At 52.8% G+C, this 19,394-nt stretch carries 18 protein-coding genes; 7 read left to right on the forward strand and 11 right to left on the reverse strand.

Annotated elements, in window-relative coordinates:
* Positions 1 to 3 precede the first annotated feature (3 nt).
* From hyfE to AACU19_RS00595, 7 genes are all read right to left on the reverse strand, one after another.
* Positions 4 to 654: a hydrogenase 4 membrane subunit gene (gene hyfE / locus AACU19_RS00565; protein ID WP_000147995.1), complete on the reverse strand. Its 651-nt coding sequence runs from the start codon at positions 652 to 654 to the stop codon at positions 4 to 6.
* Positions 655 to 665: 11 nt separating this feature from the next.
* Positions 666 to 2,105: a hydrogenase 4 subunit HyfD gene (hyfD, locus tag AACU19_RS00570; RefSeq protein WP_000429082.1), complete on the reverse strand. Its 1,440-nt coding sequence runs from the start codon at positions 2,103 to 2,105 to the stop codon at positions 666 to 668.
* Between the two features lie 16 nt (positions 2,106 to 2,121).
* Positions 2,122 to 3,069, reverse strand: a complete 948-nt coding sequence (gene hyfC / locus AACU19_RS00575; protein ID WP_001353042.1) for a hydrogenase 4 subunit HyfC — start codon at positions 3,067 to 3,069, stop codon at positions 2,122 to 2,124.
* A 10-nt stretch (positions 3,070 to 3,079) separates the two neighbouring features.
* The gene (gene hyfB, locus AACU19_RS00580) at positions 3,080 to 5,098 is read right to left on the reverse strand and encodes a hydrogenase 4 subunit B (protein ID WP_105277930.1); all 2,019 of its coding nucleotides are present in this window, start codon (positions 5,096 to 5,098) and stop codon (positions 3,080 to 3,082) included.
* Positions 5,098 to 5,715 carry a hydrogenase 4 subunit HyfA gene (gene hyfA, locus AACU19_RS00585; protein ID WP_105277931.1) on the reverse strand — a complete coding sequence of 206 codons (618 nt, stop codon included), beginning with the start codon at positions 5,713 to 5,715 and terminating at the stop codon, positions 5,098 to 5,100. The genes hyfB and hyfA overlap by 1 nt, the downstream gene beginning before the upstream one ends.
* Before the next feature lie 252 nt (positions 5,716 to 5,967).
* Positions 5,968 to 6,438 (reverse strand): thioredoxin-dependent thiol peroxidase, encoded by a 471-nt coding sequence (gene bcp / locus AACU19_RS00590; RefSeq protein ID WP_001068682.1) that lies wholly within the window; start codon positions 6,436 to 6,438, stop codon positions 5,968 to 5,970.
* The gene (locus tag AACU19_RS00595; RefSeq protein WP_000176186.1) at positions 6,438 to 7,010 is read right to left on the reverse strand and encodes a glycine cleavage system transcriptional repressor; all 573 of its coding nucleotides are present in this window, start codon (positions 7,008 to 7,010) and stop codon (positions 6,438 to 6,440) included. Before AACU19_RS00595 ends, bcp begins: the two co-directional genes overlap by 1 nt.
* Positions 7,011 to 7,155: 145 nt before the next feature.
* Between AACU19_RS00595 and dapA the strand changes: the two genes are divergently transcribed.
* The 6 genes from dapA to ypfH all read left to right on the forward strand — a co-directional run bounded on the left by dapA (position 7,156) and on the right by ypfH (position 13,847).
* Positions 7,156 to 8,034 (forward strand): 4-hydroxy-tetrahydrodipicolinate synthase, encoded by an 879-nt coding sequence (dapA, locus tag AACU19_RS00600; protein ID WP_001295469.1) that lies wholly within the window; start codon positions 7,156 to 7,158, stop codon positions 8,032 to 8,034.
* Positions 8,035 to 8,050: 16 nt separating this feature from the next.
* Positions 8,051 to 9,085 carry an outer membrane protein assembly factor BamC gene (gene bamC / locus AACU19_RS00605; protein ID WP_032184860.1) on the forward strand — a complete coding sequence of 345 codons (1,035 nt, stop codon included), beginning with the start codon at positions 8,051 to 8,053 and terminating at the stop codon, positions 9,083 to 9,085.
* A 212-nt stretch (positions 9,086 to 9,297) separates the two neighbouring features.
* Complete coding sequence (gene purC, locus AACU19_RS00610) at positions 9,298 to 10,011, forward strand: phosphoribosylaminoimidazolesuccinocarboxamide synthase (protein WP_001295467.1); 714 nt, start codon at positions 9,298 to 9,300, stop codon at positions 10,009 to 10,011.
* 167 nt (positions 10,012 to 10,178) lie between these two features.
* Entirely contained in the window at positions 10,179 to 11,042 is an 864-nt protein-coding gene (gene ypfJ, locus AACU19_RS00615) for a KPN_02809 family neutral zinc metallopeptidase (protein ID WP_001267498.1), read from the forward strand.
* A gap of 14 nt (positions 11,043 to 11,056) precedes the next feature.
* On the forward strand, positions 11,057 to 13,072 hold the full coding sequence (gene tmcA, locus AACU19_RS00620; protein WP_105277932.1) for a tRNA cytosine(34) acetyltransferase TmcA: 2,016 nt from the start codon (positions 11,057 to 11,059) through the stop codon (positions 13,070 to 13,072).
* Positions 13,073 to 13,145: 73 nt separating this feature from the next.
* Complete coding sequence (ypfH, locus tag AACU19_RS00625) at positions 13,146 to 13,847, forward strand: esterase (protein WP_105277933.1); 702 nt, start codon at positions 13,146 to 13,148, stop codon at positions 13,845 to 13,847.
* Positions 13,848 to 13,941: 94 nt separating this feature from the next.
* On the opposite strand, the gene AACU19_RS00630 is transcribed toward ypfH, so the two are convergent.
* From AACU19_RS00630 to AACU19_RS00640, 3 genes are read right to left on the reverse strand one after another with little or no spacing between them, the layout of a single operon-like run.
* On the reverse strand, positions 13,942 to 14,142 hold the full coding sequence (locus AACU19_RS00630) for a YpfN family protein (RefSeq protein WP_000383836.1): 201 nt from the start codon (positions 14,140 to 14,142) through the stop codon (positions 13,942 to 13,944).
* Positions 14,143 to 14,169: 27 nt separating this feature from the next.
* Positions 14,170 to 15,297 (reverse strand): succinyl-diaminopimelate desuccinylase, encoded by a 1,128-nt coding sequence (dapE, locus tag AACU19_RS00635; RefSeq protein ID WP_001277784.1) that lies wholly within the window; start codon positions 15,295 to 15,297, stop codon positions 14,170 to 14,172.
* A gap of 3 nt (positions 15,298 to 15,300) precedes the next feature.
* Entirely contained in the window at positions 15,301 to 15,657 is a 357-nt protein-coding gene (locus AACU19_RS00640; protein WP_105277934.1) for an ArsC family reductase, read from the reverse strand.
* A gap of 380 nt (positions 15,658 to 16,037) precedes the next feature.
* Between AACU19_RS00640 and ypfM the strand changes: the two genes are divergently transcribed.
* Positions 16,038 to 16,097: a protein YpfM gene (ypfM, locus tag AACU19_RS00645; protein ID WP_001386977.1), complete on the forward strand. Its 60-nt coding sequence runs from the start codon at positions 16,038 to 16,040 to the stop codon at positions 16,095 to 16,097.
* Positions 16,098 to 16,195: 98 nt separating this feature from the next.
* Here ypfM and acrD read toward each other — a convergent pair whose 3' ends face one another.
* Positions 16,196 to 19,309 carry a multidrug efflux RND transporter permease AcrD gene (gene acrD / locus AACU19_RS00650; RefSeq protein ID WP_105277935.1) on the reverse strand — a complete coding sequence of 1,038 codons (3,114 nt, stop codon included), beginning with the start codon at positions 19,307 to 19,309 and terminating at the stop codon, positions 16,196 to 16,198.
* Between the last annotated feature and the right edge of the window lie 85 nt (positions 19,310 to 19,394).

Raw genomic sequence — 19,394 nt, forward strand, 5'->3', positions numbered from 1 at the left:
TCATTATCCCTTCAGCGCGGTCAAGTTGTTCACGTCCAGCGTGCCGTGGGTACGCCATATTTTTCTTGCCAGTAACACCATCACAATGACGGCGAAGATGGCGTCGGTAGCGATACCAATTTCCACCAGTTCCGGTGCACGCCAGGCAAGAAGCGCCAGCACCAGATGGGAGCCGTTTTCCATCAGGCAGTAACCAAAAATTTGCCGCAGGATATTGCGCTGGCTGACAATGCACAGCAGGCCAAGCAGAAAATGACCTAACGCCACCGCCAGCGCCGGTTTCAGCCCGGTAGCCATCGGTAGCTTCACGGGCTGAACGACAAATGCGCAAAGCAGGACAATTAATGCCGCGAGCAATGCCATCATTGCCGGACCGAATAACGCTTTTTCCGGGAGGTTCTGGGGAATATTTCGTGCAGCGTAAATCATGATTAACGGTACCATCAGTACTTTGGTGATAAAGGCGCTGGCGGACCAGATCAGCAGTTGCTCTGCGGCGAACAGGCACGAGAGGGTGGCGAAAATAGACACCAGCACCAGCGACTGGCAGGCGTAAAATCCGCATGACAGGCGATAGCTTTTGACACTAATCACAAACAGCGATGTCAGCATCATCAGTCCCGCCAGATTATTTACGATCATAGAACCGGTCATTCATCATCTCCTTACTGCAACCAGGTCGCGGCGAATACGCTGGAAATCAGCGACATCACAATCAGTACAATCAACACCAGGCGCATTGATCCTGGCAGCGGTGCGGCATCGGCGACGGCTTCGCTCGGTTTGCCAGGCACGACGCGACCAAACCAGCGAATAAACCAGGCGAAACTGGCGACCGATTCAATCATCAGCAGAATCATGGCGGGCAGCAGGATCCAGTACTCCACTGACAACGAAAAACCGGCAGCAAACAGTGGGAATTTACTGAAGAAGCCGTTGAACGGCGGCACGCCAGTAATCGCCAGCGCGGCCACGCAGAAACCCACGCCTGGCAACGGCAGGGTGTGCAATACGCCACGCAGACGCGGCAACAAGCGCGTGCCGCAGCTGTAACTCAGCGCACCTGCTACAAGGAAAAACAGGCTTTTAGCGAACGCGTGGTTGACGATGTAGGCGATGCTGCCCTCCAGTGCCAGCCGCGAGCCGAAGATGGAGAGCGACAAGCCGAAGAACATCCAGCCAAGTTGAGTGATGGTCGACCAGGCCAGCAACCGCTTCATATCCTGCTGCGGCAAATACATCAGGAAGCCGTAAAGAATGGTGACCAGTGCCATGACCATGCCAACGCCGCCAATCACATGCGGGATATTGCCGCCGTCGATAATGGCGCGGGCAAAAATGTAAACGCCCACTTTCACCATCGATGCGGCGTGGAGATAGGCGCTGATCGGTGTTGGCGCTTCCATTGCATCCGGTAGCCACGCTTGCATCGGTAGCTGGGCCGATTTTCCCCACGCGGCAAACAGGATGCCGCCATAAACCAGATAACGTGCGTCGCCGTGTAACTCGCTCATCGCGCTAAGCGCAAACGTTCCGGTCTGCAAAAACAGCGTGGCGGCGGCAAGATACAACCCCAGCGAACCGATATGAGTGATAAGTAACGCTTTTAGTGCTGAACGCTGCGCTTTATCGCTCTGGTAATAACTGATCAACGCCCAGGAGCAGCCGCCCGTAATTTCAAAAAACAATAACTGACCGAGCAGCGTCGAGGAGAGTACCAGTCCCGCCATCGCGCCGATAAAAACCAGCAAAAATGCGTAATAACGATTCGTGCCGTTATGCGGGTGTTCGCGATTTTTATCCGTCAGATAACCCGTGGAGTAGATCGTGACCAGCAAACCGAGGAACACCACCACAAACAGAATCAGCGTACTCACGCGATCAATGACCAGGCCAAACAACGCCACATCCCCCACGTTGACCAACGTCAACGTGACGGCAACTTTATCGGCCTGATAAAACGCGGAGATCAGCGACAACATGCACAGCGTGGTCAGCGCGGCGAACAAAATCCCCCATTCGGCGGCCCGACGTTGTGGCGAAAACGAAACGACCAGTGCGCCGATAAAAGGCAGCAATAACGTCGTCAGAGCAAGATTTTCCATATTCCGTCAGTGCTCCTTACAGACCGGTTAACCAGAAGACCCAGGCAAGCGCAGCAAGGCTGAAGCCAAGCCAGGTCACATGGTGAATGAGTAAAAAACGCCCGCGTGCCAGCGTGTTTTCTGCGATAGAGGCCAGAACAAAAATCAGCAAAACCTTGAGCAGCGTAACGACAAGTGAAGTCAGCAGGCAGGTGAGAGAAAGCTCTTGCGCGCGCCCAAAGGGCAGAAACAGGGCCACAAACAGTGATGCCATCACGACCTGTTTCAGCCCCAGCCCCAACTTCGCCAGCGCCAGCCCGGCACCGGAATATTCGGTCAGCGGGCCTTCCTGTAATTCCTGTTCTGCTTCAGCAACATCAAAGGGAATTTTTCCCATCTCAATGAAGCAGGCAAAACCACAGGCCAGTAACGCCAGTACGGTGGTTAGCGGCGAGTTCCAGCCCGTCGCCAGCGTCTTGCTGATCATCTCGATATGCGTGGAATCCGCTATCAGCGCCAATACCAGCAGTGAGAGAATGAGCATGGGTTCGACCAGAATGCCGAGCGTCAACTCGCGACTGGCACCGACTCCCGCAAACGGGCTTCCGGTATCCAGCCCGGAAAGAGCAAAGAAAAAACGAAACAGGGCAAGAAGATAGATAAGGGTGATCAGATCGCCGCCGCCCGCAAAAGGGGAAACAGTAATAAATAGTGGTAGGGCCATCGCCAGCACCAGCATGCTGCTGATTAATACCCACGGCATCAGGCGGAACATCAGACCTGAAGATGTCGGCGCAACTTCCTGGCGTTTAAACAGTTTGTGGATATCGCGATAATCCTGCCAGATCCCCGGTCCGCGACGGGAGTGCATACGCGCGCGTATCTGCCGGGAAATCCCCGTAAAAAGCGGGGTTAGCGCCAGCAGAATCACGGCCTGTGCTAACGCAAAAATGATCAGATATCCGTCGCAAAGAGTTTGTCTCATGGTGATTTCCTTAGACGGCAATAGCGATTAGCAGCACAACCAGTGCGGCGACCACATACAGGCAATAGAGACGAAAGTCGCCGCTTTGCAGATGCTGTATTTCTTTGGCCAGCCGTTGGGTGGCGCTCACGATGGGGCGGATCACCCGCTCATCCCAAAAGGGTTCTGTTCGTTTCGCGGTACGGGTTAATCCCGTGAGACCGTTATTTAACTCTTCGGTGGGATCCAGTTGTCGACGCAGACGAAACAGCGCAGAAAAGACCACACGCAGCGGCTGCATCACGCCATTGCCTGACGGGGCCATCGCATTTTCCCAGCCGTAGCCGCATGCCCAGGCATCTCCTGTGCGACGAAACGCTGCGCGGCGCGAACGACACCACAGCCAGTAAAGGCCAGGCAGCAAAGGCATCGCCAGTAGTAACAGCAACAGTAATGAGGGAGTGACCCGTGTATGAAACGTGCCGGGTACAAGTGCTATTCCGCTGGCGACAGTGACGGGAGGGGTATTGGTAAACGCATGGGCAATGTGCATTATCTTCGGTGCCAGCCAACTGGCACTAAGCGCAATGAATACGCAGAGTGCCGCGAGCAGTAGCATGGCGACGATCATCGTATTTGGCACGTCCTGTGCCTCTTCAGCGTGTGTACTGCGCGGCGCACCACAGAAAGTAATGCCGTACATTTTGACGAAGCACATTACTGCCAGCCCACCAGTGACTGCCAGCATCACCATAGCAATAGGACCCGCAAGTTGTAGCGCTACGGCTTCCACACGACTTAGTGAGAACAGCGACTGCCAGGTGTACCATTCGCTGATAAAACCATTCAGCGGAGGAATGGCTGATATCGCGAGGCAACCAATCAGGCATGCTGCGGCTGTCCACGGCATCCGTTTTGCCAGTGCCCCCATTTTTTCCATGTCGTGGGTATGCAAACGCGAAATAATCGCACCCGCGCCGAGAAATAGCAGCCCTTTGAACAGCGCATGGTTGAGCAGATGAAACAGTGCGCCGAGCAGTCCAACCACGGTGAGCAGCGGGTCGTGCAGTGACAGACCGACCATGGACACACCGACCGCCAGCAAAATAATGCCGACGTTTTCGACGGTACTCCAGGCCAGCAGCCGTTTGATATCCTGTTCCGCCAGCGCATACAGCACGCCCAGGAGCGCGGAGATTGCGCCGATCGCCATCACCAGAATGCCCCACCACAGCGGCAAACCCGTTTGCGCCAGCAGATCCATCGCCACTTTCAGGATGCCGAAAATACCGATTTTGACCATTACGCCAGACATCAACGCCGAAGCGTGCGATGGTGCGGCAGGGTGAGCGCGCGGCAACCAGCTGTGCAACGGCATCATCCCGGCTTTCGCGCCAAAACCGAAGAAGGCCAGCAGGAACACCGCCGACGCCAGCCCCGGAGAAAGTGAAAGCGTGCGGAAACTGGCAAAATCGAGGTTGCCGCTTTCGCGCCACATCAGCAAGAAGGCAATCATAATCAGCACCGATCCGGCGTGGGCGATAAAAAAGTAGAGCATGCCAGCGTTGATTGACGTTTTATCCTGCCTGGCAATGACCAGAAACCAGGAAGACAGCGACATCATTTCAAACAGCACGATGAACCAAAAAGCGTTGTCCATCACCAGCAGGGCAACCATCGATGCGATGAAAAGATTCATAAAGAAGCCCATCGCCGCCGCGCCTTTGCCCTCGTATTCGCGCATATAAGTCAATGAATAGAGCGAACAAACCACCACCAGCAAGGAGATAACCAGCACCATAAATGCCGAGAGGCTATCCATTCGCAGGGTTAAATCGGCAAAGTCAAAAGGCGTGGCAAAACGGGCGACTAAAGTTACGCCTGCATGTAATTGCGTAATTCCGCTGATGATGCCAATCGCGCCGCCCACCAGCGATGTGATGCCGGAAAGCTTAATAGCCAGTCTGTCCAGACCGAGTAAAAACAGCGAAGCCAGACTGGCAAACAGATAGAGGATCAGCGACCAGATTAATAATTGCAGGGCATCCATTAGCGTTGCTCCTGAGTGAGTGAAAGGGGATCCTCCCCGCCATTGGCAAACCAGCTTGCGGCAAGGCGCTGTTTTTCTTTCATCTGACGTTGCAGGCTATCGTCGGTGATCAGCCGTAACGCATGATTCGGGCAAGCGCGAACGCAGGCCGGACCTTCTGGCAAGAAATCACACAGGTCGCATTTCACCGCGACGGTCTGGACACCCGGTTCCCAGCGCAGCAAAGCATGTTGGGTCGGCGCGTTTTCTTCGCCGTCTTTGAGTGAGCCGTCAGCCTGAAAAACATATTGCGCAGGGGCATTCACCGGACGGCTTCCTGAAGCGCTGATTGCGCCAAATGGGCAGACCACGGCGCAAAGCTTGCAGCCAATACAGAGGCTTTCGTTGAGTTGGATCGCATCATCTCTCTGGGAGATGGCATTGACCGGGCAGACCTGCTGGCAAGGGGCTTCCTCACAGTGATGACACACGACAGGGGCAGTGAGTGTTGACGTCTTCGCCAGGGCCAGGCGCGGGTGTTGCTGTAAACCTTGCGTTTTATGCACGTCCGAACAGGCAGCGAGACAGGTATTACATCCTGTACACCACAGTGGTTCGGCCACCACAAAGCGGTTCATGTCGGCTCCTTGAAAATGATATGAAACATTGCATTTCATATTGCATAAAGGATGCCAGTCTGATTAATTTAATATATTCAATAAGTTATGTGTTAACTGGATTCTGAGCGGTACAAAAATGATGGTCATTAACGTTCAGCAATAAATGGATTCGACACCCGTGTCGCAGGGGAAAGCGAGAATGTGATCTTGATCACGAGAAGTGAGGTGTGCTGGCCGCAAGCGCAGCCAGCACTGAATGGAGCAAAGTAATCAGGCGTGTTCTTTCAGCCAGTTCAGCACAACGTCGTGGTGATTGCTGGTTTTGAAATCGTCAAAGACATGTTCGATTTTGCCATCAGCGTCAATCAGGAAGCTGATGCGATGAATACCATCGTAGGTTTTGCCCATGAAGGACTTTTCACCCCAGACGCCGAATTGTTCGCACACCTGGTGGTCCTCATCAGACAGGAGCGTAAAGTTAAGCAGCTCTTTTTCCGCAAAACGGGAGAGTTTTTCGGGTTTATCGGTGCTGATACCCAGCACATCAACGCCCGCTTTTTTCAATTCATCCATGTTATCGCGTAAGCCGCAGGCCTGTACGGTACAGCCGGGAGTCATGGCTTTTGGGTAAAAATAAACCAGAACACGCTGTCCCTGGAAGTCGGTCAAATTAACTTGTTCTCCGTCTTGATCCGGCAAGCTAAATTTCGGTGCGATATCACCGGCTTTCAGTGGATTCATTACTTAACTCCATCCTGTTCATCATGTGGGGAATAATTGACGACGTTTATACTGCCTTGTGCATTGAGTTCTGTACATAGGGCTTTAAACGCTTGCTCAATATTTGCTGCATCCGCAGAGGCGGGACTGTGGGCGGTTATCTGAATATGCAACTGTGCAGCCCGTTCATTTTCAGCAGGTTGCGTGCGCGACACCAGCTCCGCAATGTTCATATGGTGCGCGTCGAAAAGTGCCGTGAAGCGTTCAATTAAATGCGGGGAGTCTGCCACATCGACCTGAACCCAGACAGATGCCGGCATTGGCGGACGCGGACGCGCCGTCGTGCGCTTCATCACGATTAAAAGATCCAGTTCGGCACCTTTCAACGGTAACGTTGATTCAATCAGAGTGATGGCATTCCATGAACCGGAAAGCAGCATGATAAACGTGAACTCTTCTCCCAGCATTGCCAGGCGACTGTCTTCGATATTACAGCCGCAACTACTGACATGACGGGTGATGGTGTTCACAATTCCAGGGCGATCGGCACCCAACGCAGTGATCACCAGATAATGTTGCGATGACAGTGTCAAACTGGTTATTCCTTTAAGGGGTGAGTTGTTCTTAAGGAAAGCATAAAAAAAACATGCATACAACAATCAGAACGGTTCTGTCTGCTTGCTTTTAATGCCATACCAAACGTACCATTGAGACACTTGTTTGCACAGAGGATGGCCCATGTTCACGGGAAGTATTGTCGCGATTGTTACTCCGATGGATGAAAAAGGTAATGTCTGTCGGGCTAGCTTGAAAAAACTGATTGATTATCATGTCGCCAGCGGTACTTCGGCGATCGTTTCTGTTGGCACCACTGGCGAGTCCGCTACCTTAAATCATGACGAACATGCTGATGTGGTGATGATGACGCTGGAGCTGGCTGACGGGCGCATTCCGGTAATTGCAGGGACCGGCGCTAACGCTACTGCGGAAGCCATTAGCCTGACGCAGCGCTTCAATGACAGTGGTATCGTCGGCTGCCTGACGGTAACCCCTTACTATAATCGTCCGTCGCAAGAAGGTTTGTATCAGCATTTCAAAGCCATCGCTGAACATACTGACCTGCCGCAAATTCTGTATAATGTGCCGTCCCGTACTGGTTGCGATCTGCTCCCGGAAACGGTGGGCCGTCTGGCGAAAGTAAAAAATATTATCGGAATCAAAGAGGCTACAGGGAACTTAACGCGTGTAAACCAGATCAAAGAGCTGGTTTCAGATGATTTTGTTCTGCTGAGCGGCGATGATGCGAGCGCGCTGGACTTCATGCAATTGGGCGGTCATGGGGTTATTTCCGTTACGGCTAACGTCGCAGCGCGTGATATGGCCCAGATGTGCAAACTGGCAGCAGAAGGGCATTTTGCCGAGGCACGCGTTATTAATCAGCGTCTGATGCCATTACACAACAAACTATTTGTCGAACCCAATCCAATCCCTGTGAAATGGGCATGTAAGGAACTGGGTCTTGTGGCGACCGATACGCTGCGCCTGCCAATGACTCCAATCACCGACAGTGGTCGTGAGACGGTCAGAGCGGCGCTTAAGCATGCCGGTTTGCTGTAAAGTTTAGGGAGATTTGATGGCTTACTCTGTTCAAAAGTCGCGCCTGGCAAAGGTTGCGGGTGTTTCGCTTGTTTTATTACTCGCAGCCTGTAGTTCTGACTCACGCTATAAGCGCCAGGTCAGTGGTGATGAATCCTACCTGGAAGCAGCACCGCTTGCGGAGCTTCATGCCCCGGCTGGAATGATTTTGCCGGTGACCTCCGGTGATTATGCAATCCCGGTGACCAACGGTAGTGGTGCTGTCGGTAAGGCGCTGGACATTCGTCCACCAGCCCAGCCGCTGGCACTGGTTTCTGGCGCGCGTACCCAGTTCACGGGCGATACCGCTTCATTGCTGGTGGAAAATGGTCGTGGCAATACTCTGTGGCCGCAGGTGGTTAGCGTGCTGCAGGCGAAAAACTACACCATCACCCAACGTGATGATGCGGGTCAGACGCTGACCACCGATTGGGTACAATGGAACCGTCTGGACGAAGACGAGCAGTATCGTGGTCGTTATCAAATCTCTGTTAAGCCGCAGGGTTATCAGCAGGCGGTTACGGTTAAACTGCTGAACCTGGAACAGGCGGGCAAACCGGTTGCAGACGCGGCTTCCATGCAGCGTTACAGCACGGAGATGATGAACGTTATTTCCGCCGGTCTGGATAAATCTGCCACTGACGCCGCGAACGCTGCGCAAAATCGTGCCTCCACCACTATGGACGTACAAAGTGCAGCTGATGACACCGGTTTACCGATGCTGGTTGTACGCGGGCCGTTCAATGTGGTTTGGCAACGTCTGCCAGCGGCGCTGGAAAAAGTGGGCATGAAAGTGACCGACAGCACCCGTTCGCAGGGCAACATGGCCGTAACTTACAAGCCGCTGTCTGACAGCGACTGGCAGGAACTGGGCGCGAGCGATCCAGGCCTGGCATCCGGTGACTATAAACTGCAGGTTGGCGATTTAGATAACCGCAGCAGCCTACAGTTCATCGATCCGAAAGGTCATACTCTGACTCAGAGTCAGAACGACGCGCTGGTAGCTGTCTTCCAGGCTGCGTTTAGCAAGTAAAAATACAGGGCTGGAGTCATCCGGCCCTTTTTTCTGATATGATACGCAAACGTGTGCGTCGGCAGAAAAATGCGATTTTAGCGGTAATTCGCACGAAATTTGTTTGTCGGACGTAGGTCGGATAAGGCGTTCTTGCCGCATCCGACAAAACATCTGGCACATCAGACAGCAAAAGATTTTAAAACGTTAATTCACACCCAGGAGTGATAAAGATGCAAAAGCAAGCTGAGTTGTATCGTGGTAAAGCGAAAACCGTATACAGCACGGAAAACCCGGACCTGTTGGTGCTCGAATTCCGCAATGATACGTCAGCAGGGGATGGCGCGCGCATTGAGCAGTTTGATCGCAAAGGTATGGTGAACAACAAGTTCAACTACTTCATTATGAGCAAACTGGCTGAAGCGGGTATCCCGACTCAAATGGAGCGTCTGCTCTCCGATACCGAATGTCTGGTGAAAAAGCTGGATATGGTGCCGGTTGAGTGTGTCGTGCGTAACCGTGCTGCTGGCTCTCTGGTGAAACGTCTTGGAATCGAAGAAGGTATTGAGCTGAACCCGCCGCTGTTCGATCTGTTCCTGAAAAACGACGCCATGCACGATCCGATGGTCAACGAATCTTACTGCGAAACCTTTGGCTGGGTAAGTAAAGAGAACCTGGCGCGTATGAAAGAGCTAACCTACAAAGCGAACGACGTGCTGAAAAAACTGTTCGATGATGCTGGTCTCATTCTGGTCGACTTCAAGCTGGAGTTTGGTCTGTACAAAGGTGAAGTGGTACTGGGCGATGAGTTCTCCCCGGACGGCAGCCGCCTGTGGGACAAAGAAACGCTGGAGAAAATGGATAAAGACCGTTTCCGCCAGAGCCTCGGTGGCCTGATCGAAGCCTATGAAGCCGTTGCCCGCCGCCTGGGTGTACAGCTGGACTGATTTTTCTATTCATCATCTTGCCGTGCTGCTGGCACGGCAAGACAACCGCTCTCATAAGATGTGCATTGAACGCTCATTCCTCCGCCATTTCATCCCGCTTTCCTGTGGTAATCTTCCTCTGAACCACCTACGATCATTTCTATAATGAATATATTGTTGAGGTATCTATGCGTTGGCAAGGGCGACGTGAAAGTGACAATGTTGAAGACAGGCGCAATAGCTCCGGTGGTCCGTCAATGGGCGGTCCCGGTTTCCGTCTGCCAAGCGGTAAAGGCGGGCTGATTTTACTGATAGTCGTGCTGGTTGCAGGCTACTATGGCGTTGATTTAACCGGGTTGATGACCGGACAGCCGGTTTCCCAACAGCAATCAACGCGGTCAATTAGCCCAAATGAAGACGAAGCCGCAAAATTCACCTCGGTGATTCTGGCAACCACCGAAGACACCTGGGGACAGCAGTTCGAGAAGATGGGTAAGACCTATCAGCAACCGAAGCTGGTCATGTATCGTGGAATGACGCGCACAGGCTGCGGGGCGGGTCAGTCCATTATGGGGCCGTTCTATTGCCCGGCGGATGGCACGGTTTATATCGATCTCTCCTTCTATGATGACATGAAAGACAAACTTGGCGCGGATGGCGATTTTGCCCAGGGGTACGTTATCGCCCATGAAGTCGGTCATCATGTGCAGAAACTGTTAGGCATCGAGCCGAAAGTCCGTCAACTGCAACAAAACGCGACGCAGGCGGAAGTGAACCGCTTATCTGTGCGTATGGAACTCCAGGCCGACTGTTTTGCCGGTGTCTGGGGGCATAGCATGCAGCAGCAAGGCGTTCTGGAAACCGGCGATCTGGAAGAAGCGCTGAACGCGGCGCAGGCCATCGGCGATGACCGTTTACAGCAGCAAAGTCAGGGGCGAGTCGTACCAGACAGTTTCACTCATGGCACTTCTCAGCAACGCTACAGCTGGTTTAAACGTGGTTTCGACAGCGGCGATCCGGCACAATGCAATACTTTTGGTAAAAGCATTTAACTTTCGGGGCAGGGATGGCTGAACTGACTGCGCTTCACCCATTAACAGCGCAAATGAAACGTGAAGGGATCCGCCGCTTGCTGGTGTTGAGCGGGGAAGAACGTTGGTGCTTTAACTGTGCGCTTAAGTTGCGTGATGCTTTACCTGGCGACTGGTTGTGGGTTTCACCGCAGCCAGTCGCTGAAAACCACTGTACTCCCTCGGCGCTACAAACTTTACTTGGACGCGAGTTCCGGCATGCGATATTCGACGCCCGCCAGGGCTTTGATGCCGCTGCCTTTGCGGCACTTAGCGGAACGTTGAAAGCGGGAAGCTGGCTGGTGTTGTTACTCCCTGTATGGGAAGAGTGGGAAAACCAACCGGATGCCGATTCGCTGCGCTGGAGTGATTGCCTTGACCCTATTGCCACGCCGCATTTTGTCCGGCACCTCAAACGCGTACTTGCGGCGGATCACGACGCTATCCTCTGGCGGCAAAACCAGCCGTTCACGTTGACGCATTTTATTCCCCGTACTGACTGGCAACCCGCGACTGGCGCACCACAACCAGAACAACAGCAACTCTTACAGCAGCTACTCACCATGCCGCCGGGTGTGTCAGCGGTAACTGCTGCGCGTGGGCGCGGTAAGTCGGCGCTGGCAGGGCAACTCATTTCTCGTATTGCGGGCAGTGCGATTGTCACCGCGCCTGCAAAAGCGGCAACGGATGTACTGGCACAATTTGCGGGCGAAAAGTTTCGCTTTATTGCGCCGGATGCCTTGTTAGCCAGCAATGAGCAAGCCGACTGGCTGGTAGTCGATGAAGCCGCAGCCATACCTGCGCCGTTGTTGCATCAACTGGTGTCGCGTTTTCCTCGAACGTTGTTAACCACTACGGTGCAGGGCTACGAAGGTACCGGACGTGGTTTTTTGCTGAAATTTTGTGCGCGTTTCCCGCATTTACACCGTTTCGAATTGCAACAGCCGATCCGCTGGGCGCAGGGATGCCCGCTGGAAAAAATGGTCAGCGAGGCACTGGTTTTTGACGATGAAAACTTCACTCACGAACCACAAGGTGACATCGTCATTTCCGCTTTTGAACAGACCTTATTGCGAAGCGATCCGGATACACCGTTAAAGGTATATCAGCTATTGTCTGGCGCGCACTACCGGACCTCGCCGCTGGATTTACGCCGCATGATGGATGTACCTGGGCAACATTTTTTCCAGGCGGCTTGTGAAAACGAGATCGCCGGGGCGCTGTGGCTGGTCGAGGAGGGCGGATTATCTCAAGAACTCAGCCAGGCGGTATGGGCAGGTTTTCGTCGCCCTCGGGGTAATCTGGTAGCCCAGTCGCTGGCGGCGCACGGCAGCAATCCACTGGCAGCGACATTGCGCGGACGGCGGGTCAGCAGGATAGCAGTTCATCCAGCTCGTCAGCGTGAAGGCGTTGGGCAACAGCTTATTGCCCGTGCTTTAAACTATACGCATGACCTCGACTATCTTTCGGTGAGTTTTGGCTACACCGAGGAGTTATGGCGTTTCTGGCAACGCTGCGGTTTTGTGCTGGTGCGAATGGGTAATCATCGTGAAGCCAGCAGCGGTTGCTATACGGCGATGGCACTGTTACCGATGAGTGATGCGGGTAAACAGCTGGCTGAACGTGAGCATTACCGTTTACGTCGCGATGCGCATGCTCTCACGCAGTGGAATGGCGAAACGCTCCCCGTCGATCCACGAAATGATGCCGTCCTTTCTGAGGACGACTGGCTTGAACTGGCCGGTTTTGCTTTCGCTCATCGTCCGCTATTAACGTCGTTAGGTTGCTTAACGCGTCTGCTACAAACCAGTGAACTGGCATTACCGGCGCTGCGTGGTCGTTTACAGAAAAACGCCAGTGACGCGCAGTTATGTACCACACTTAAACTTTCAGGCCGCAAGATGTTACTGGCCCGTCAGCGAGAAGAGGCCGCGCAGGCGCTGTTCGCACTTGATAATGTTCGCACTGAGCGTCTGCGCGATCGCATAACGCAATGGCAATTTTTTCACTGACTCCTTCAATTTTCTCCCATGGTCATTGTGAGTCAGCGGCGTAAAATTAATGACATCAGTTAAGGAGTTCGCCATGAAACATGACCATTTTGTTGTTCAAAGCCCGGATAAACCTGCACAACAGTTGTTACTGCTTTTCCACGGTGTCGGGGATAACCCGGTAGCGATGGGTGAGATCGGCAGCTGGTTTGCTCCGCTGTTTCCTGATGCACTGGTGGTGAGCGTCGGTGGCGCGGAGCCGAGCGGTAATCCGGCGGGGCGTCAGTGGTTTTCGGTGCTGGGTATTACGGAAGATAATCGCCAGGCGCGTGTGGATGCCATCATGCCGACGTTTATTGAGACGGTGCGCTACTGGCAGAAACAGAGCGGAGTAGGGGCAAACGCCACGGCGCTAATCGGTTTCTCACAAGGCGCGATTATGGCGCTGGAGAGCATTAAAGCCGAACCGGGTCTTGCTTCGCGCGTCATTGCCTTTAACGGACGTTATGCCAGCTTGCCGGAAACCGCGTCTACAGCCACGACAATTCACTTGATTCATGGCGGTGAAGATCCGGTTATCGATCTGGCGCATGCGGTTGCGGCGCAGGAAGCGTTAATCAGTGCAGGTGGCGATGTGACGCTGGATATTGTGGAGGATTTAGGCCATGCAATCGACAATCGCAGTATGCAATTTGCCCTGGATCACTTGCGTTATACCATACCGAAACATTATTTCGACGAAGCGCTAAGTGGTGGCAAACCTGGCGATGATGATGTAATTGAAATGATGCAATAATAGCCTGGTAGGCCTGATAAGACGCGTGAGCGTCGCATCAGGCATCGTTCACCATTGCCGGATGCGGCATTAACGCCTTATCCGGCCACTTAGCTTACTTCTTCGGTTGATCCTTTTTCGGCCAATCGTCGTCATCGTCCCACTTATCGTTGAAATCACGATGCGGGGGAAGCTCCGGCTTGTTGGCGAGAAATTTCTTATGGTCGACGCGCTTGAGATCTTTAATCACGTTCAGCAGGACGCCAACCAAAAAGACAATCACCAGAATCCACCAATATTTAGCCAGCCAGTCCATGCTTATTTCCTCTTGCAGAACCACTCATCAGGCGACGAGCTGTTCCATGATACGTTGATACATACGGGCAAGTAGCTGCAGGTCGGCAGCATTCACACATTCATTAATTTTATGAATAGTGGCATTGACCGGCCCGAGTTCCACCACCTGCGCCCCCATGCGGGCAATAAAGCGCCCGTCAGACGTTCCGCCTGTGGTCAGTAGCTGCGGTTTAATTTCATTATAGTGCTCAACCGCGTTAACGACCGCATCCACCAGTTTGCCGCGCGCGGTCAAAAATGGCTGCCCGGAAAGCCACCAATCCACCGTATAACGCAGTTGATGTTTTTCAAGCAGGGCAAGCACCTGCGCTTTGATCATCTCATCCGTCAGTTCGGTGCTAAAGCGGAAGTTAAACTGCACAAACAGTTCACCCGGAATAACGTTGTTACTGCCCGTTCCCGCCTGAATATTGGCAATCTGCATACTGGTCGCCGGGAAAAATTCATTACCCTGATCCCACTCGATAGCCACTAGCTCATTTAGGAAAGGTGCTGCGCGATGTACCGGGTTGTCAGCCAGATGCGGGTAGGCTACATGCCCCTGCACGCCATGAATGGTGAGGTTGCAGGTTAACGATCCGCGACGACCATTTTTCACCACGTCACCAACCACTTCGATGCTCGATGGTTCGCCGACCAGGCAGTAATCGAGACGCTCATTACGCGCCATTAACGCTTCGACGACTTTTACCGTACCGTTGTGGGCACTGGCTTCTTCATCAGAAGTGATCAGGAATGCCAGTCGACCTGTATGGTTGGGATGTTGCGCGACAAAACGTTCTGCTGCTACCACCATCGCCGCCAGTGAGCCTTTCATATCTGCCGCGCCGCGCCCGAACAACATGCCGTCACGAATGGTTGGTTCAAACGGCGGATTAATCCAACGGTCTGCGTCGCCAGGCGGTACCACGTCGGTATGTCCGGCAAAGGCTAACGTTTCGCCCTGCCCACGCCACGCCCAAAAGTTTTGCGTATCGGCAAAGTCCATGCGTTCAACGGTAAAACCGATCGCCTGCAGACGTTCGATCATGATTGCCTGACATCCCGCATCATCAGGGCTTAAGGATGGGCGGCGAATAAGCTGCTGGGTCAGCTCAATAACCGGGCACGACATAGACTACACCTCATGGAAAAATTGCTGATAACTGGAATCACTGAAACCCAGCAGCATAGGCTTCCCGGGCGCACAGAGCAATGGGCGTTTGATAATTGCAGGCATTTCAGTCATTAATGCCGCCGCAGAGGCCGCATCGGTGATTTTATTGCGGGTGGTTTCGTCCAGTTTACGCCAGGTTGTACCACGGGTGTTGAGTAACGCTTGCCAGCCTAATTCGTTGACAAAACCGTTCAATAATCCGCTGTCCAGCCCATCAATGCGGTAATCATGAAAACGATAGGCGATGTTATTGGCTTCCAGCCAACGGCGAGCCTTTTTAATGGTGTCACAATTTTTGATGCCGTAAAGTGTAACCATAATGAATCCTTTTTCGATTTATGAGAATAAATACTCATTTAAGGGTGAAAACATTTTGCCTGCAAATCATTATCAAGAAATATAACATTATCGAAGTATTCAAATTAACAACTATTAAATAATATTAAACATTTTTAACGTAAACATTAAGAATATTCATCTTGTTATCTGCCTGTATTTTAAACAGAATTAAACCAGTACTAGATTCCGTATGAATATCTCGAAATGTTGCTGTGTATCACATACAAATCATTGCTGCAGGACCATAGTATTTACATAAAGTTTGTCCCCCGGAGGTAGTCATCGCAGCAATCGAGTAAATTAGCTTCACCACGGTATATTGTTTCCGTAGAATACCCATAATTATAAGAGAGGTTGTTATGATTGAACGTGAACTGGGGAACTGGAAAGACTTTATCGAAGTTATGCTTCGTAAGTAATTCCTGAGACAAAGTACAAACAGAAAGTACCTGCTGAACAGGTTCTTTATCGGAAAGTTGAAAAAGGCGACACATTGGTATGTCGCCTTTTTAATTGATTATTCCGGGCGTGGCTTCAGCGGGAAGCGGCGGCGCACCAGCACAAAGAACAGCGGCACGAAGTAAATAGCCAGAATCGTGGCCGAAATCATCCCGCCCATTACGCCAGTACCCACCGCATGCTGGCCACCGGAACCGGCCCCCGTGCTGGTTGCCATTGGCAATACGCCGAAGATAAAGGCCAGAGAGGTCATCAGAATCGGACGTAAACGCTGACGGCAGGCGTGGAGCGTCGCTTCAAACAGGTCGTGGCCTTTTTGGTTCATCTCGTTAGCAAACTCGACGATAAGGATGGCGTTTTTCGCCGATAAACCAATCACCGTTAACAGGCCTACCTGGAAGTAAACGTCGTTTTCCAGCCCGCGCAGCCAGGTTGCCAGCAGCGCGCCGATAACGCCCAGCGGCACGACCAGCATTACCGAGAACGGCACTGACCAGCTTTCATACAGCGCCGCCAGACACAGGAATACCACCAGCAATGAAATGGCATACAGCGCCGGAGCCTGCGCGCCGGAGAGTCGCTCCTGATACGACATCGCCGTCCATTCCAAACCAAAGCCGCTTGGCAACTGCTTCACTAACGATTCCATAATATCCATCGCCGTACCGGTGCTGACCCCCGGTGCGGCTTCCCCGACAATCTCTACCGCTGAATAACCGTTATAGCGTTCCAGACGCGGCGAGCCTGTTTCCCAGCGTGAGGTCGCGAAAGCAGAGAAGGGGACCATGCCACCATCTTTATTTCGTACATACCAGAGATTGATGTCATCTGGCAGCATGCGATATGGCGCAGCGGCCTGCACATAGACTTTCTTCACGCGACCGCGATCCATAAAGTCATTCACATAGCTCGAACCCCACGCGGTTTGCAGCGTGTCGTTAATATCGTCGATAGCAACGCCCAGCGCCTGAGCTTTACGCTGATCGATATCAATCTGCAACTGCGGACTGTCGTCGAGGCCGTTATGGCGTACACGGGTTAACTCCGGATTTTCCGCCGCCAGAGCCAGCAACTGGTTACGTGCTGCCATCAGCGCATCGTGACCCGCACCAGCGTGGTCCTGCAACTCCATATCAAAACCCGCAGAACTGCCAAGGCCGCTAATTGCTGGCGGGCTGCTGGCGATAACGCGAGCTTCTTTAATCTTATTAAATTCCTTCGTTGCACGTTCGATAATGGCAAACGAGGTGCCGGTCTTACTGTCGCGTTCGCTCCAGTCTTTCAGGCGGATAAACATTCGCGCCACGTTTTGCCCGTTACCCCCAGGGCCAGAACCAACGGTGGCAAACACTGACATGATGTTGTCTTTTTCATGGGTGAAGTAATATTTCTCGATTTGCTCAACGACTTTCAGGGTCTGTTGTTGGGTTGAACCGCTGGGCAACTGTACCGAGGTAGTAAACATGCCACGGTCTTCCAGCGGCAAGAACGACGTCGGCAAACGCAGGAACAGGAACACCATGCCGCCAAGCAGCAGGACATAAATCACAATCCAGCGCAGGCTACGGTGGAGAATTTTTGCTACCCCTTTTTCGTAGCGTTCGGCGTTACGATTAAACATCTGGTTAAACCAGGCAAAAAAGCCTTTTTGCCCGTGATGCTCACCTTTTTTCAGTGGCTTAAGTAGCGTGGCGCACAGAGCCGGAGTGAGGATCATCGCTACCAGTACTGACAGCACCATCGCCGCAACAATGGTAATAGAGAACTGGCGATAGATAGCTCCGGTGGTGCCGCCGAAGAAGGCCATTGGCACAAATACCGCCGACAGCACCATCGCAATCCCGACCAGTGCTCCCTGGATCTGCCCCATCGATTTACGTGTGGCTTCGCGAGGAGTGAGTCCTTCCTCACTCATAATACGTTCGACGTTTTCCACCACCACGATGGCGTCATCCACCAGCAGACCGATCGCCAGCACCATCGCGAACATGGTTAAGGTGTTGATGCTGTAACCGAAGGCGTAAAGTACGGAGAAGGTTCCCATCAACACCACCGGCACGGCGATAGTTGGTATCAGCGTGGCACGGAAGTTTTGCAAGAACAGATACATAACGAGGAAAACCAGGGCGATAGCTTCCAGCAGCGTTTTCACCACGTCTTCAATGGAGGCTTTAACAAATGAGGTGGTTTCATATGCCACCTTGTATTCCAGTCCGTGTGGGAAGTACTGTGCCAGTTCGTCGAGACGATTGAGTACCAGCTCCGCTGTTGCCATTTCGTTCGCGCCGGAGGCCAGTTTTACCCCCAGCCCGGAGGCTGGCTTACCGTTGAAGCGGCTGAGATAATCGTATTTCTCTGCCCCCATTTCGACGGTGGCGACATCGCCCAGCCTTACTTCTGAGCCGTCCTGATTCACTCGTAAGGTGATATCGCGGAACTGTTCTGGTGTTTGCAGCAGTGACTGGGCGTTAATGGTGGCGTTGAGCGCCTGCTTATCGACGGAAGGCGTACCACCAAGTTGCCCAACCGCAATCTGCGCGTTCTGTGACTCAATGGCATCAGTGACATCTTTAGCCGTCATCTGAAAACTGTTGAGTTTCGCCGGGTCCAGCCAGATACGCATTGAATATTGCGAACCATAGGCATCGATATCCCCGACGCCATTCACGCGGCTTAATGGGTCCTGAATATTACTGGCAACGTAATCGGCAATATCCTGCTTATCCATCGAACCATCGGTAGAGACGAAGGCAATGGTAAGAATGTTGGTATCGCCGGTTTTACGCACCGTCACGCCCTGATTTTGCACCGCCTGCGGCAACTTTCGCATGGCTGATTGCAGCTGGTTTTGTACTTGCTGCACTGCTTCGTCCGGATCGGTGCCCGCTTTAAAACTTAAGGTGACAGATGCCTGACCGGTGCCACTGCTTTGAGACGACATATACATGAGATTATCGAGGCCGGTCATATTTTGCTCGATAACCTGGGTCACGGTGTTTTCCAGCGTCTGAGCCGATGCGCCGGGGTAGTTAGCGGTTACTCGCACGTTAGGCGGTGCAAGATCCGGGTATTGTTCAACGGGCAATGAGAAAATCGCCAGGGTTCCTGTCAGACACAACAGGATTGCCAGCACCCAGGCAAAAATGGGGCGATCAATAAAGAAATTCGCCATTAAAAGAGGACCTCGTGTTTCTGCGTATTGTTGTTGGCATGCCTTGCTTCACTGTAGCGGCAAGGTACGGACCAATCGTGGAGAA

The organism is Escherichia sp. MOD1-EC4550, from assembly GCF_963876935.1.
GTDB classification, from domain to species: Bacteria; Pseudomonadota; Gammaproteobacteria; order Enterobacterales; family Enterobacteriaceae; genus Escherichia; species Escherichia coli_F.